Here is a 16,789-nt window from a genome sequence, read left to right on the forward strand (position 1 = left end):
ACCAAGATGTCGGCAATAACGAAACGTCCTTTTTCCATTACTCTACTACTATTTTCTTCAATTTTATCCAATGCTCAGACACAGGGGCTGGATGAGCAAATCAATAATGCTTTCATGCCCGTGGCCATTTGGTGGGAAAATTTAATTTTTGCTGAAATTACGATTGCGGGTTACGGCATTCCCGTTGTGCTAATCTTGTTATTATCCGGGGCAACCTTCTTTACCCTTTACTTTGGTTTTGTGAATATCAAACATTTTCCAACCGCCATCCAGGTGGTTCGTGGTAAATATGATGAACTTGAAAAATCGGATTCCGTTCTTCATCAAAACGTACATCATGTAGATGGGGATATCGTGGATACTATTAAAAATGAAGCTCACCAAGGCGAGGTAAACCACTTTCAAGCATTAGCGACTGCGGTTTCAGGAACCGTTGGTCTGGGCAATATAGCCATGGTCGCCGTGGCCATATCCATTGGCGGACCAGGAGCAACATTCTGGATGATTCTCGCAGGACTTTTAGGGATGTCCTCAAAATTTGTGGAATGTACCTTAGGGGTAAAATACCGCGACATAGACGACCAGGGAAATGTCTTCGGTGGACCTATGTATTATCTGTCGAGGGGACTAAGAGAAAATGGTTTGGGAGTATTTGGAAAGTTGTTGGCCGGTATTTTTGCAGTTTTATGTATTGGTGCCTCTTTTGGTGGGGGAAATGCTTTTCAGACCAATCAGGCAGCTGCACAAATCATTGAACGTTTTGGTTTGGCAGGCACAGCATCTGGAAGTATTGTAGGTCTAGTGTTTGCCGTCCTTGTCGGAATTGTAATCATTGGAGGTATCAAAAGAATTGCCAAGGTAACCGAAAAAATTGTTCCCTTCATGGCAGTTCTCTATGTGGCTGCGGCCCTGTTCATTATTTTTTCAAATTACCAATTTATCGATGATGCTTTTAGGCTTATTTTTTCCGAAGCGTTTTCGCCAAGGGCCACTATAACAGGCGGGTTCATAGGTGTAATAATTCAAGGATTTCGAAGAGCGGCTTTTTCCAATGAAGCTGGTGCAGGTTCGGCAGCAATTGCGCATTCCGCGGTTAATACTAAATACCCTGCATCAGAAGGTTTGGTAGGCCTATTGGAGCCTTTTATAGATACAGTGGTCATCTGCACCATGACCGCACTGGTCATCATCATGTTCAACATGGATGCTGTTTTCACCTATGGTGATGTCATTGATGGACAAGCCTTAATGAGCGATGGAAGCAGAATCGGTGGGGTCAATATTACCTCAATGGCCTTTGAAAGTGCCATTCCTGGTTCCTCATATGTGCTAGCCCTTGCCGTAGTGTTGTTTGCGTTTTCTACGATTCTGTCGTGGTCCTACTACGGTCTGCAAGCTTGGAAATATCTCTTTGGAAGGAGTAAAACCAGTGACCTAGTCTATAAATTTATTTTTTTGCTTTTCACCATTTTGGGGGCTGCAGTAACCCTGGATGCGGTTATAAAATTCTCGGATGCTATGATTTTGGCCTTGGTATTTCCCAATATGATCGGCCTGTTGTTCCTGTTTCCTAAAGCAAGGAAGGAATTGGTGACCTATTTGAAAGTTATTAGATGATAGTAAAAAAGTCTTCCATAAGATATGTGGAATATCACACTCTGGGTTTGACAATAAATCATAAAAAAATGCATCAGTCTTCAAAAAGCTGATGCATTTTTAATTAAAGCTATTAGGTCTTAATTTCCTTTTTTGTAGTCCGCCAAGAATTTCTCCAGCCCACTATCTGTAAGTGGATGTTTTAAAAGTCCCTTGATAGCGCTAAGCGGTCCTGTCATAACATCTGCACCAAGCTTTGCACAATCGATTACATGCATTACGTGTCGTACGGATGCGGCCAATATTTCAGTTTCAAAACCGTAGTTGTCATAGATTAATCGAATGTCGGCAATAAGACCCAATCCATCCGTTGAAATATCATCCAACCTTCCAATGAAGGGAGAAACGTACGTTGCCCCGGCTTTTGCCGCCAATAATGCTTGGCCAGGAGAAAATACCAACGTTACATTTGTCTTTATTCCCTTGTCCGAAAAATATTTGCATGCTTTCACACCATCGGCTATCATAGGTAATTTCACCACAATTTGCGGATTCAAGGCAGCCAATTTCTCTCCCTCTTTGACCATTCCGTCAAAATCCGTAGAAATTACCTCCGCACTTACGTGACCATCTACCACACCACAAATTTTCTTGTAATGCTCCATTATATTATCCGTACCTGTTATACCCTCTTTTGCCATTAAGGAAGGATTGGTAGTTACCCCGTCCAAAACTCCCATATCCTGGGCTTCCTTAATCTCATCTATATTTGCTGTATCTATAAAAAATTTCATATGCTGTGTTTTTATTTAATTTAAAAAATCGATTACTTGCTTGTAGACCTGCTCTCCCGTAAATCCGAATTTCTCATCCAAGACCGTCGCTGGGGCCGAATACCCAAAATGCTCTAATCCGAATACCTTTCCATTAGGTCCGGCCAAGCCTTCTAAATTAACAGGCAATCCGGCGGTGAGACCAAATATGGGTTTATCTTGTGGTATTACCTGGTGTTGGTATTCTTTGGACTGCTGTCTAAATATTCCTTCGGACGGGATTGATGCAATATTAACCTTAAGTCCATCCTTATCCTTCAATAACTTAGCTGCTGCTACCAATGTAGAAACTTCTGAACCATTGGCAATTAGTACAACATCCGGATTCTCTACTTCATGAACCAAATAGCCTCCCTTTTCAGCTCCTAGAGCGATGTCGTATCTAGAACCACCTTCGGCCGGCACGTCTTTAATCCCCTGTCTTGATAAAATTAATCCTGTTGGGGTTTTGTTGTTTTCCATCGCCATCTTCCAAACCACATTCGTTTCTATGGAATCAGCAGGACGCAATGCCACAAAGCTTTGCTCATGACTATGGTTCTGCAATTTTTCTAGCAAACGGATTTGTGCCTCTTGCTCCACAGGTTGATGCGTTGGACCGTCCTCTCCTACCCTAAAAGCATCATGTGTCCATACGAATTTCACAGGAAGCTGTTGTATACAACTTAACCGAATGGCAGGTTTCATATAATCCGAGAATACAAAGAATGTCGCTACAACAGGTATGACACCTCCGTGAAGGGCAATACCATTGGCTATTGCCGCCATGGTCAATTCAGCGACACCGGCTTGTAAAAACGCACCTGAAAAATCGCCCTTTTTAAGAATATGGGTCTTCTTTAGAAATCCGTCGGTTTTGTCGCTATTGGATAAATCAGCGGACGAAACGATCATATTCTCCACATTCTGGGCCAAATAACTCAATACGTTGGAAGATGCGGCCCTGGTTGCTTGATTTTCCCTTTGTTCAATAGAGCCGAAATCCAACTTTGGTAATTTTCCGTCCAAGAAATTATCCAGTTTTTTGGACAAATCCTCGTTTGTGGTCCTCCATGCACTAATTTCCTCTTTTTTCTTGGCTGCGGCCTTCTTTTTGCCCTCAACGACATCCTTGTAGAAATCGCTTACCCTATTGTAAATATTGAAAGGATTATCCACATCGGCACCCAAATGTTCCATGGTCTTGCCGTAGTCGGCACCGGTATCACCGATAGGTTTTCCATGCAGCTCGGTGTACCCCTCATATTTGGTACCATCGGCCGCGACTGCCCCTTTACCCATAATCGTTTCACCAATAATCAAGGTAGGTTTATCCTTTTCCGCATTGGCATCGGTAAGAGCCTTACTAATCTGTTCGTGGTCATGACCATCAATAGTCACTACTTTCCAACCCCAAGCCTCGTATTTTTTTGCCGTATCCTCAGAGGTAACCTCATCGGTTTTTGATGATAACTGCACATCATTGGAATCATAGAACATGATAAAATTATTGAGCCCTAAATGCCCAGCAATCCTTCCCGCGCCTTGCGAGATTTCCTCTTGGACACCACCATCGGATATAAAGCCATAAACTTTATGGTTCATCCAGTTGCCGAAACGAGCCTGCAAAAATTTTGCGGCAATCGCTGCACCCACGCCCATGGTATGTCCTTGACCCAAAGGACCTGAAGTGTTCTCAATACCCCTCGCCACGTCTACTTCCGGGTGACCCGGAGTAACTGAGCCCCATTGCCTAAAATTAGCAATATCATCCTTTTTGAAATTACCGAGCAGATAGTATTGCGCATACATTAGTGAAGACAGGTGCCCTGCATCCATAAAGAAACGGTCGCGAAATGGCCAGTGCATATCCGAAGGGTCGTAATTAAAGAACTCGGAATACAAAATATGCATGTAATCCGCCCCTCCCATTGGTCCACCTGGGTGTCCGGACTGTGCTTTCTCTACCATGGCTATGGCCAAGGCCCTTATATTGTCGGCCGCTAACTGATCTAACTCTTTATTCATTGATTCTTACTGATTTTTAGGTGAAGGTTTTGGTTGTAATATTCCTTAAAACTTTGTTTTCAAAGATACCGGATTTCTAACGCTATTAAAAATTAAAAATGAAACCTATCGGCATAGAACTTAGTTCATTAAGAAGATGCTATTCCGTGACGTACGACTTTAGTTACGACGGGGTCTGTGAAGAACCTAATCCTCGTTTCAACAACTCTAAATAAAAACTAATTTCAACTCTCACGTTTAGAACGTGTGGCTAAGACGTAGCATCATGCCCCTTGGCAGCACAGGTACTACTACAAAACTTGCGTCGGGATTGGCCGCTATAAAATCACTGGTAGCACCATTGGCACTTGCCCCAAAACTATTCGCTCCAAAGAAATTGGCCAGTCCGTCTGAATTGAAAAGATTGGTAACTAAAAAATCCACCCTTAACTGCTGACTAATATCATAACCGATTCCCGTATTAAAAATACTATAGGCAGGAAGTTGAAATGCGTTTGCTATGTTTCCTTCCCGTTCTCCCATGAATTGCCATTTTAGAAAAGCATTGAACTTACTCTTCTTATATTCCGCCCCTAGGGAAAACATCAGTTTAGGATTAAATGGCAACGTATTATCCGAATAGTCAACAACGTTGTCATCGGCAGTATCTACTGAGCCGGAAGCGTCATATACCGCCCATTCAGTAGCAATAGGGTTCTGTAGAACACCATTGAATCTGAAAGTCAATGATGAAATAGGCGTGTAGGCGGTTTCCCATTCCAATCCAATGGTTCTTGAATCGTTAAATTGAACAGGGGTGTAAAATACACTGCCGCTGTCTCCATCAAAAGCAAAATCCGCAATACCAACATTATTCAATTTGCTCAAAAATGCAGTGGCGGTTGCCGAGAAATTCTCATTGTCAAATTTAATCCCCAATTCGGTCTGAAGAATTCGTTGCACCTCCCCTTCTTGGTTGATCGGTACATTAGAAAAGTTATTGAAATAGTAATTCAATTCCGGAGCTTTATTTCCAGAAGAAAACCGTGTAAAAATCGCCGCGGTCTCCGAAACCTTATAGTTTAAGGCCGCAGAATACGAAAGATAATCATAAGTAAAGTCGAATTCGTCCCTGACACCGGTAGGTGCTAAAATTCCGTTGTCATAGGCCGTTAGTGGGTTGCCATCATATCCCCCATCAGCCTGAAACGGTGCCGATTGGTCTTTACTACCTGTATGTTTGATGGTCTCATAACGTAGTCCAACATCAAGATGCAATTGCTCCTGAATCTTCCATCGGTCATTGGCAAAAAACGCGATTTGACTGACATCGGCTCTAGCATTGTCAAAAAATAAGCCTCCGTAATTACTTAATCCGTTCTCGTCCGATAATGCCAATACGGGCTGTCCGGGATTCTCCAAGGTCACACGAAGCATCCTTGGGTTGGGCTCATAGGTTACAAACCCAAAACTCCCTTGAGTGTATAGCGAGGTATCTGAAAATCCCGATGCCGTTCCAAAACTAAAATCGTGATTTTCAGTCTGATTTCGGATGGTGATTTGGTTCATCCATTCGTCCGATTTGTTTTGTTTTAACCAAGAAGCAGTGCCCATAATAGCGTCGTTTGGCAGTGTACCATCCCCGATATATTGAAAGGACTCCCCAGCCAGTATTCCACTATTATCCAAACGTGCCACCTCGTTCCCCGTAGCCGCATCATTGAATACTACCTGACCTATTGGAAACTGTGCTCCACTAATAAAATATGCCAAGGGGTTACTTAATGAAACAAATGCATTACTGATGGCCGTTTGCCAGTTGGCACTTTTACGTGAATGTTTTAAGTTGAACCGCAGCGACCATTCCTGTCCTAAATCTTGCAAGACATCAACTCCAAAGGCACGGTCTTGTGCATGGACACCTTGTGATGGGTCAAAATTATTGGTCGCGCCTTCCGCAAGCCTTCTCCCATCGGGGATATCTGCCGAAAATGCCGGCATTAACAAAGCTGTTGAATTAAAGTCCTGACCAAAAGCCGCTTTGGGATTAGTCCAATCATCCGCTGCTACACCCGTATACCTGTTCGTAAAGTCATCCAGGATTTTTCCGTAAAACTTAAAATAGCCCTTAGAATGGATTTTAGTAAGGTTGAATTTTACCTGACCTCCCTTACTGAAAGTGAAGTCGGTATTTCTCGCACCTTCATCCTTTCTGTAGTGCCCACCAAAATTATAGAACCAATTATTGCCAAAAGAACCACCTACGGTACCGTCTACACGGTAGAGCGGATTACCTTCTCCTTGAATACCACCCGATAATTGGATTTCCCCACCAAAATTTTCTCTTGGACCTTGAGAAACGAAATTGTAAATACCGCCAGGACCATTTAAAGCAGTAATTGCAGCGTTTCCACCGCGTATCGCCTCTACTTTGGCCGTGGTGATATCCGGACGAAGAAATAAATCTGGCCCGTAATAGGAATGTTGGACCAAACTTACGGGTAAACCATCTTCTTGCAAAGAAATGTAATACCACCCCATATCATCCTCCGCCGATGCAGATACTCCCCTCGTATAGACCTTTGTAAACACTTCCCCAGCCGATGGATCTGTAAACGTTCCCGGAACAGCCTGAAGCAAATCAGCGGTACCTCTAGGGACAATTTGCTGTATAGCCTTAGCATCCAAGATACTTACGGCAGTACTCGATTCCAATTGCAATCGCGGTTCAAAGCTCCCGGTGACCACCACATTCTGCAAGTGCAAAGGGTCCTCTTTTAAAACCACCGTTAGGGTGATATCGTCGTTTCCTACTTCCAATTCTTCCATATAAGATGCAACACCCATTAAAGTAATTGTAATGGTATAGTCACCAGGCATTACTTGATTAATTTTGAAATTTCCGTTACCATCGGTACTCGTTAATCTATTGGACGGTACAAGTCTAACGGTAGCTCCGTCCAAAGGCGATCCATCCTTATCCAGGACTTCCCCACTAACGGAGACTTGTGCCCAACTGCTGGCACATAAAAAGAGTATTATAAAAAAGAAAAATACATGGGAACGTTTCATCAGCTATGCTTTTTGTTTTGGCGAACAAATATAATAAGACTGTTTGGTTTCTGTGAAAATTGACCACCTAGCTTTAATAAAACAATGCTAGTCCTGACCTTTTTTAAAACCATAAGTATTTTGATGAAGGAAATCTTTGGGGAAATTTTCATCTCCCGGAAAACCTAACCGGATCGTACCGCTATCCTCTGGGATATAATGGGTACCAAAAATATAATCCCAAATACTTAAGCTGATACCGAAATTAACTCCATAACGTCCCTCGGGAAGCTCGTATGCATGATGGTACAAATGCATTACCGGATTATTAAAAACATACTTGAGTGGGCCCCAGGTAATCTTCAAATTAGCATGATTAAAATGTCCGATGGAAATTGCCAAAAAGTGAACAATGTAAGCTTGCTCCGGTTCAAAACCTCCTAGTAGCATCACCCCAAAGGTTTTTAAGGGTTTATATAGGATGTTTTCCATCCAATGGTAACGAAGATGAGCCGCAAAGCCCATTTCCTTTACACTGTGGTGTACCTTATGGAATTTCCAAAAAAATGAATATTTGTGCAGTAAAGTGTGTGTGAACCACTGGACAAAATCCAGTATTACAAAAAATAAAATAAGTTGTGCCCACATAGGCCACGTACCCATATCTAAAATCGCTAAAGTTTTCATCTTAACGCCAATGTCCTTAAAAAATACGCCTAGAAGTTCATAGAATCCACTGATGGCTATCGCAAATAAGAAAAAGTTAAAGAACATATAAAATCCGTCCAGCCAAAAATCCATTCTAAAAATAGACTGCTGTTTGCGCCACGGGAAAATAATTTCCAACCCCCATACTACTAGCGAGATAATAATAAGTCCCCAGAAATAGTTTAAATACCATGGAACTTCGAAAAGGACGGATTTAATAGTCCAATCCAAGGTTCCTGTAAAGGATTTTATAAAAGCATCGATGTATTTTTGCATAAGACTACTTTTCTTCTAACGCTTTAATTTCCCTCCAATTCATACCAATCAATATTGTTTAAGTTTTTACGCCTACCGTTTTTGACCGGGGCATAGTACTTGGCCAGGTAATTAACTATAACCTCCTCATTTACCCCCAAATCCCATAGGTTTTGCGTCTCCTGCATCCAGCGAATAGTCGCCAACCACCTTTCCTTAGACATCCTGTTCTGGGTAACCAGTTTGGCGGAATGGCAATTAGTGCAATTATTGATTACCAACCTTAAACCTTCACCTTCTACAAAACCTGTTCTTAAATGAACCCCATTTTCAATTTTATCAAAATCAGGATGGTTCGGGTCATTAATATCCATCTCGGGGACTACATACTCATCTTTATCTATGCCGGACTGAAAAACAGAACTGTCCTCAAGCATATAAATGCCAATTGCGATTAGCGTAACAAGGGCTAAAAAAACTCCTATTTTTATTTTTGTTTTTTTCATAAACTCACTTTTACTGCAATTCTATGGCAGGCGTTGTTCAAATATCCTTTAGGGTTCCAACCAGGTAGAATCATAGGTTGCGAAACGCCCTGAGTATCGGTTGCTCTGGCCCATACCTCGTAATATCCTTCTTTTGGGAATTCTATAGAAGCCGAGAAACGCTGCCATGCAAACCTATTGACAGGAGCTTCGATGTAAGCTTTTTTCCACGTACTCCCAAAATCAATAGAGTATTCCATAAGTTCCACCTCCAATTCCCCGGCCCATGCATGTCCCCTTATCCCTAAACGGTCTTCTTTTTTGATAATTGCTCCAGATTTTGGATAAGTAATAAGCGATTTAACCGGCATGGATTCTATAATACACATATCCTCATCTTTCACCTTTTCTCCAGGAGCAACTGGTTTGCACGGCACCCGATAGGATGACCCTTTCATTTTCTCGCCATCGTGGACGATGTTACGCACACTAATACGGTCTACCCATTTACCTGAAGCAGATGCTGGAAATCCCCCGGCAATCAAACGTAAGGGATATCCGTGTACTAAAGGAATGTCCTTTCCGTTCATCTTAAATGCCAAAATCGTCTCTTCCTGCATGGCTTTGGAAATTGGAACACCTCGCGAAATGGGTTCTTTAGAAGGATCTCCGCTTAAATGAACATCTGCCCCATGATAGGCAACATAAACGGCGTCTTCCTTAATTCCGACATCTGCCAGTATATCCCTTAAGCGTATACCTGTCCAATTAGCGCAGGACACCGCCCCTACCGTCCATTGGTTTCCCTTTGCGGGAGGGTCAAATTCGCTCCTACCGTTACCCCCACACTCTAGCGTGAGCTGATAGGTGTAGTGTTTGAATTTGGATTCAAGTTCCTCTAGGGAGTAACTTTTCTTTTCTTGAACCGATTCGCCATCAAAAGACAATTTCCAATTGGCAGCATCTATGGTTTCGGGAACCTTACCGTTGTTCCGGACAAACATATATTTATTAGGGGTAATGCTATCGTCCAATAGATGGGCCTGCGCCTCCATGTTTAATGGCCTATCGTTGAGAAGTACCATCTCCACATCTTTCTGGAATTTCTTAAATGGATCTGGGTCCTGAAGGCCGAGAATAGAATAACCATTGGGCAACATATCTCCAAAAACAATTTCTGTGCCCAATACTGCAGCTAATGCGCTAAGCGTCGATTTTTTGACGAATTTTCTTCTTTCCATTTGGTCTTCGTAGTTGCTAAAAAAGTGTTCCTCAAATTTAAGTACTATACCTGAATAGTGGTAGTATAAATAAATTATTCCTGAAAGGAAAGTGTTCGCTATTAAAGTGAAAACAGGTTATGCATAACCATGCTTTCTAGATAAGACGATTCTATTGATGTAATGCAATTTAATTAAATTGCATAAGTCCCATAATTTAAAAAGTAATAACAACCGTTTGGAAACCAGTTATTGCCAATTTATAAGATTAAATAAATAAGTGTGAATATAAATGACAGACGAAGTGAGTAAAAACCACTGGAATTTGGTATTTAGACATGGTAATTTCTGGTATTTTGGAATTTCTAATATCGAAGTGTTACTTTCCCTTAAAAAATATTTGACTACTTATATTTATTCTTCTTGGGGCTCATCTTTTGCAGGGCCAGCATTAAATAATAACCATAGAAGGATAGGACTACCTAAAAGTCAATAAAGCAAATCAATTGAACTAAGTAAATAAACATTAAATATCAAAACCTTTATAATAAGCCGTTTAAATCAGAATTTTAGTCTTTCATTCTTATCCCACAGACCCCAGTAAGCCCCAACATCTCCTTCATCTCCTGTTTTCCAAGACTCGTCAAAAGAAGAAAAATAAAACATTTCTATGTTTTCTTTTTCTGACCAAACCTGACTATTGATGAAATATTTCATAGCGTTTTCCTCAGAAGAATGAGCACCACGGAGACTTTCCCCATTACTTGGCCAACCTGTTTCCGTAATAATAACTTTTTTACCTCTAGCCGCATCTGTGGCCTGTCCGAACATTTGTTGCATATGATTTAAGGAAAACTCTTGTGGACAACCCTCCCAATAAGGATAGCAGTTAGCTAATACTACATCACAAACGTCTACCAGCTCTGGATGTACCGAAAATTCATAGTAGGCATCTACATACCCAACCTCAACTTCAGGAATTGCATCTTTAACACGCCGTATATACTCCAACAACTGTTCTTTGGTTAAATCGTTACGGTACAACACTTCATTACCCACCGCCGCAATATCAACATAACCTGACTTGGCAAGGGCAATCAATTCCTCAATCTCTTTTTCGTTAAGTTCTAAATCTTCACTTAACCAAGCCCCGACCATGGTTTTAAGTCCATTTTCCTTAGCGCTTTTCGGGATATGTTCATTGCCCTCAATACAAGAAAATGAGCGGACCCATTTTGTGTAGGGCTTTATTATTTTTATACGTCGAACCACTTGTTCTGCGGTAATGATATCACCTGGTTTTTGCCCGTCTTCATACATGCTGAAGCAAAGCCCGTGCATTCCATTTTGTAAGGTTTCTAACCATAAATCCTTTAGTCCGCTCTTTGTGACCTTATTAAAATCTACTCCCGTATGTCCACTATAATTGTTCTTGGCACGGGTAAAATGATGACCTTCTCTATATGACATATTCTTTGTATTGAAGTACTCTAATTGAATTTAAAATTTTCGTCCTTATCCCATAATCCCCACGAGGTTCCGGCCCAACCTTCTGAATGAATTTTCCATGATTCATCAAAAGAGGCAAAATAAAACATATCTACCTGCTCCTTTTGTGCCCATAACTGTGTTTTAATGAAATACTTCATTGTATTTTCCTCTGAAGGATAGGCTCCATGTACCGCTTGCCCCTTACTTGGCCATCCCGTTTCAGCTATGATAACCTTTTTGCCTTTAGCGGCTTCAAGGGTTCTATGATACATTTCCTGTAAGTGAAAGCCGGCTACTTTGTCATTTGCCCCTTCCCAAAAAGGATAGCAATTCGCCAAGATAACGTCGCATGCATTGGTAAGTTCTGGCTTATTGATAAATTCGTAGTAGGCATCCACATACCCAACAGGCGTTCCATTGCTTTGATTTTTAACTTGATTGATGTATTCAATGACGTTTTGTTCATTCAATTCATTTCTGTACAATACCTCATTACCAACGGCAGCAATATCCACAACCCCATCATTTATTAATTCAACCAAGGATTTAATTTCTTTTTGGTTCTGATCTAAATCATTACTTATCCAAGCCCCCATTAGTGTTTTAAAACCTAGTTCCTTGGCTATTCTAGGAATTAGTTCGTGTCCGTTTGTACAAGAAAAAATCCGTATCCACTGGGTATGTCCCTTTAGTACTTCTAAACGTTTTCTTATTTGACCTTCTGTGATATTATCACCAGGTGACTGCCCGGGTTCGTAGGCACTGAAACAAATACCGGTCATTCCGTTTTCAAAAACCCGCTTAAATTCTCTTTTTACCTCTTTCTGACTCAATTTCCCAAAGTCAACAGCCGTGGTAAAAAAGCTTGGGTATTTTAGTTTAATCTCCTGTTCCGATAACAAATTTAAATCGATATCAGATAATTCTCGCATCTTGGCGTAACTAGCAAGTTTTGCCGCTTTTTTATCGTCCAATGCTTTACGTATCTCATTTGAACGTTCTTCAGAAACATCATAATTCTTCATTATGAGCATCGCGATAATCGTCCCTACCGCTGGAAAAAAGCAGAAGAAAGCATGTAGACCATCAACTGCTGTTTGTTGCTCCGTCGTTGCTAATTCTGGATTAAAGCCTACCACCCCTATGATTACACCACTTAGCGCGCCAGCTATTGCAAAGCCAACTTTAACCATCCACCAATAAATCGCACCAAAAATACCTTCTCGTCTTTTTCCAGAATTTAATTCATCTATATCGATTACATCAGCTGTCATTGACATCATAATGGTAAACAAGCTTCCTATACCAAAAGAGAAAAAGGGTAGTGCAATAATATAAAGCCAAGGTTTTCCCGGTACAAAAAGAAAGTACATCATAATATACCCAACGAGAGAAATACCTTGAGCCAACATAAATGCTTTTTTCTTGCCCATTTTTTTTGACATCCAGGCAACAGCTGGAATAACGATGAAGGTCGTTCCCAAGGCTCCAATACAACCAAATAATGCAACCCAAATACCTGTGGCGGCGGCATCACCATTGAATAATCGATAAACAATTACAAAATAAGTTAATGCAGCTACGGTGTTGAACGCATTAAAAATCAAGAAGGTAGCACCGCATATCCTTCTAAACTCTTCGATTTTAAATGCATCTTTAAAGCTTTCCCAAATTTGTACTAGACTACCACCAATGTTGGAGACGGTCAGTGGTTCATAATTTTCCTCTAGGGTAGATTTACTTTTAATAAAAATAGCGGGCACCATGGCGGCAATTGCACAAGGTACCGCCACCCATATGGCCAATTCGCGAACGGCAACGTCCTGAGAGGGAAACCAATCGGGATCATCCATAATCACCCAAAACCAAGGGGCAATAACCCATGCCCACTGGCCAATCCATTGAGCTACGGCCATAATATTGGTTCTTTCGTGAAAATCATCACTCATTTCATAGCCCATAGCCACATAGGGTACACTAAAAAATGTAAGGCCTAAATAAAATACAATGGACCATAAAAAGAAATACCAAAAATTATATTGTAAGGAATCATAGGTATATAACTGCCACATTAAGGTAAAGGCGACACCCATTAAAATGGCGCCAATTAACACATACTGCTTCCGTCTACCCCATTTAGATTTAGTATTATCGGAAATAAAGCCCATAATAGGGTCCGTAATAGAATCGAAAATCCTTGGAAAAAAATAAACAAGAGACCACAACCAACCATTAAATCCAAACGATTGTACAAGGACTACCATAAATATTCCCAGAATGGCAGGAAACATTTGATTTGCAAACATGCCTACCCCAAAAGCCACTTTTTGGCCAAATGGCACTTTATTTCTTACCTCGAGTTTTTGTGTTGACATATTATTTGGTTTAGTTAGTCACTCTTAAAAATTACTATTTAAGCATCAATCAATATCGTTTGAATAGCTTGAGCACTTATCGGTATAGCAATGTTTCTTTCGCCCAGGGACAACTTCATGCTCTTGGCCTCAACACCCTCATTAAAAACCACCACTGCAATAGATCCATTTGGATTTTGGGCAGCTGTGGCCATAAGAGAAGCATCAGAATTTTCAAATCCTATCCTTTTTGCTCCCGGTCTTATGTATTTGCTGAAATGCGCTAAAGTATAGTAAATGGGGGTAATATAGACCTCATCTGCTTCAGGGTCTACTATAATCGGTGCCACGCACCAATTTTGGAACCAGTTCGGGCCTCCTTGCTTATTGAGTACCAAGTTCCAGTCAATCCAGCCATCGACCCAATTGTTGAGGCATCCGATGATATCGCGCGCATACCTATTAACGGGCGCATATTTTGGATGCAAGTATTTTTGGTCTTCCGGTGCCCAATCCCAGCCCCAGTCTGTTGCCTCTTTGGACCAATACCACGCATCATCGTTCCATTTAGGAACCTCTGCATCTACACAAGCTTCTGTTTGGATTAAGTGTTTATTGGGAGCTTTCAGGTGGGCATATTGTAAGGTATCCGGAAAAACTTCGTAGGTGCTGGCATACCAATGAATGGTCGTACCGTCAAAAAATTTTGCCGACGCTTCGTTTTCATACATCACGTCGACCCATTCCTTTAAATGTTCTCGGTTTTGGTCGTAACCTAGAATCTTTACCTCATGGCCATCAGATTCGAGTTTGGGACCGAGGTAATTTTGTACGAATTCGGTCATCTCCTCCGGAGTGTAGTGCATACTTTCCCAATTTCCATCATTGCCCAAGGGTTCATTTTCAACTGTAAACCCCCAGATATCGATACCTTCAGCTTTGTAGCAATCTACATATTTTGAAAAGAACAGCGCCCACGTGTCTCGATACTCTGGCAATAATTTTCCACCTACCCAGGCTTTGTTATCTTTCATCCAAGGAGGTGCAGTCCATGGGGAGGACAAAATTTTGAATCCGTCCTTGGATATTGCCATGGCCTCTTTAATCATAGGAATAATATCTTTCCGGTCTTCGCCTACCGAAAAATGGTTTAGCTCAGTATCTCCCTCGACTGGAGCGTAAGAATAGTGTCCCAAGGAAAAATCGCATGAATTCATATGGGTTCGTGTCAAGGAATATCTTGCCCCCTCCTCTCCAAAATATGCTCTTAAAATCCTTTTCCTGTTTTTTTTACTCAGCTGATTCAATAAATATGCTGATGCTTCGGTAAAAGAACCCCCAAAACCAGTAATGGTTTGAAACTTTTCTGATGGCAACAACCTTATTATGGAAGCCTTCTTAACGGATGAACCCGGAAAAATTTGAGTTAATTTATTACCCCTTGCAGAAGTTTCGTAAACAGCCACCTTCAACTGCATGTGTTCTTTTTTACAACCCATCATTAGTATAGCACTTATTACCCAAAGGTAACTTATGATATTTCTAAAGTGAGCTTTTATCAAAATCCGTTATTTTAAAATCATATTATCTAGATGTTGGCGGCACCAACACCTCTTTCATTAATTCCTCCTTATTTCCGTTATAAGTTTTGGTGATAGGATTTCCGTTACGGGTCAAGCCTTCAAAGATTCCTGCATCCACCATGTCCCACAGGGCGTATTTAGCCTCTCCATTCACTTTTATTAGACCGAAGTGATTTTCGGACCCGTAAGGATTTTCAGCATCTTTCCAAGGTTCATTAAAAGCCTCGAAATAGAAACAAGATATCCCGGCAGCATTTGTCCAATCGCGCATCATGTGATAGTATTTAGCCTCTTTATACTCGTCTGTGGCCTTTGAACCCGTAGGACCGTAAAATCCATTTGAAACCGTTGCCCAACCGGTTTCCCCAATGTGTATCGGTTTATTAATACCTAAACTTTTCATGTAACGGGAAACACTATCGTACTGCCCCTTGGCAAATTCCCGTGCGCGAATCATCGCTGCCTCAATCTTAGCGCTATCCGAACGCTTCTCCTCATGTTGGGGAACACGCCAAAATTCCGGATTGTAATGGGTATTGTGGTAAGGATAGGTATGCATGGAAATATAATCCACCGCCGCTATCAAATCCTCCAGGTCCTGCGTATGGTATTCAGGGTCACCACCACCCCATGACGAAAAATCATCAGACGATGTAATCCACAAGTCTTTATGAAGTTCTCCAGATTTCTTTAGTTCCTGCAAATGTTTGACCCATTTTAAGATGACCGATGGCTGCACATAGTAGCTGGTCGCCCACTTTACCATGGCCTCATTACCTACCGCAATGACCTTTACGATATCAGGATATTGTTTGGCCAATTTGACCGTGGTTTCAATTTCGACCGCGTTTCTTTCACTTTCTAGATCATGGTCTGGTTCCATATCAGTCCACGCATTTTTACAATCGATCCAGGCGCCCAGCATCACGTACATTTCGAAGGCGGCATCCTCCTTTTTTAACTCACTGATCGCTTTTAAAACATTACTGGCATGGGGTAAATGAACTTTATACGTCCGTATTACCCTAACGCCCATAGCGGCCATAATTTTTATGTCCTCCTTTAATTCCTTTATGGTGGGTTCTATATCATGGTCTGCATCTCTGTACCCGCCGTAAGACATCGCCAAATAATTTGGGTTTCCCAATAGTTGTTTTGCCTTCATACTTTTAATCTCCTTCGCTTTTAAGTTGGTTTTGGTTTTTTTTGTTTCGCAACAATTTAATG

Annotated in this window: 11 protein-coding genes; 1 reads left to right on the forward strand and 10 read right to left on the reverse strand. The window is 41.3% G+C overall.

The annotated features are described in order from the left end of the window. Positions 1-6 precede the first annotated feature (6 nt). Positions 7-1,617 (forward strand): alanine/glycine:cation symporter family protein, encoded by a 1,611-nt coding sequence (locus tag N8A89_RS01160; protein ID WP_281540614.1) that lies wholly within the window; start codon positions 7-9, stop codon positions 1,615-1,617. Between the two features lie 119 nt (positions 1,618-1,736). Here N8A89_RS01160 and fsa read toward each other — a convergent pair whose 3' ends face one another. The 10 genes from fsa to N8A89_RS01210 form a co-directional block, all read right to left on the reverse strand. Next, entirely contained in the window at positions 1,737-2,390 is a 654-nt protein-coding gene (fsa, locus tag N8A89_RS01165; protein WP_281540615.1) for a fructose-6-phosphate aldolase, read from the reverse strand. Between the two features lie 15 nt (positions 2,391-2,405). Continuing rightward, positions 2,406-4,436, reverse strand: a complete 2,031-nt coding sequence (locus N8A89_RS01170; RefSeq protein ID WP_281540616.1) for a transketolase family protein — start codon at positions 4,434-4,436, stop codon at positions 2,406-2,408. A 237-nt stretch (positions 4,437-4,673) separates the two neighbouring features. Next, the gene (locus N8A89_RS01175; RefSeq protein WP_281540617.1) at positions 4,674-7,487 is read right to left on the reverse strand and encodes a TonB-dependent receptor; all 2,814 of its coding nucleotides are present in this window, start codon (positions 7,485-7,487) and stop codon (positions 4,674-4,676) included. A gap of 87 nt (positions 7,488-7,574) precedes the next feature. Next, positions 7,575-8,450 carry a sterol desaturase family protein gene (locus tag N8A89_RS01180; protein WP_281540618.1) on the reverse strand — a complete coding sequence of 292 codons (876 nt, stop codon included), beginning with the start codon at positions 8,448-8,450 and terminating at the stop codon, positions 7,575-7,577. A gap of 23 nt (positions 8,451-8,473) precedes the next feature. Then, positions 8,474-8,935: a monoheme cytochrome C gene (locus tag N8A89_RS01185; protein WP_281540619.1), complete on the reverse strand. Its 462-nt coding sequence runs from the start codon at positions 8,933-8,935 to the stop codon at positions 8,474-8,476. Further along, a complete protein-coding gene (locus N8A89_RS01190; protein ID WP_281540620.1) occupies positions 8,932-10,155 on the reverse strand; it encodes a sulfite oxidase in 1,224 nt (407 codons plus the stop codon). Before N8A89_RS01190 ends, N8A89_RS01185 begins: the two co-directional genes overlap by 4 nt. Before the next feature lie 540 nt (positions 10,156-10,695). Next, entirely contained in the window at positions 10,696-11,604 is a 909-nt protein-coding gene (locus N8A89_RS01195) for a glycoside hydrolase family 17 protein (protein ID WP_281540621.1), read from the reverse strand. A 20-nt stretch (positions 11,605-11,624) separates the two neighbouring features. Further along, entirely contained in the window at positions 11,625-14,000 is a 2,376-nt protein-coding gene (locus N8A89_RS01200) for an MFS transporter (RefSeq protein WP_281540622.1), read from the reverse strand. A 38-nt stretch (positions 14,001-14,038) separates the two neighbouring features. Continuing rightward, complete coding sequence (locus N8A89_RS01205; protein WP_281540623.1) at positions 14,039-15,457, reverse strand: glycoside hydrolase family 30 protein; 1,419 nt, start codon at positions 15,455-15,457, stop codon at positions 14,039-14,041. 106 nt (positions 15,458-15,563) lie between these two features. Then, positions 15,564-16,727, reverse strand: coding sequence for a glycosyl hydrolase family 17 protein (locus N8A89_RS01210; RefSeq protein ID WP_281540624.1), 1,164 nt, complete (start codon positions 16,725-16,727; stop codon positions 15,564-15,566). Positions 16,728-16,789 lie beyond the last annotated feature (62 nt).

This window comes from Maribacter aestuarii (genome assembly GCF_027474845.2).
GTDB lineage: Bacteria > Bacteroidota > Bacteroidia > Flavobacteriales > Flavobacteriaceae > Maribacter > Maribacter aestuarii.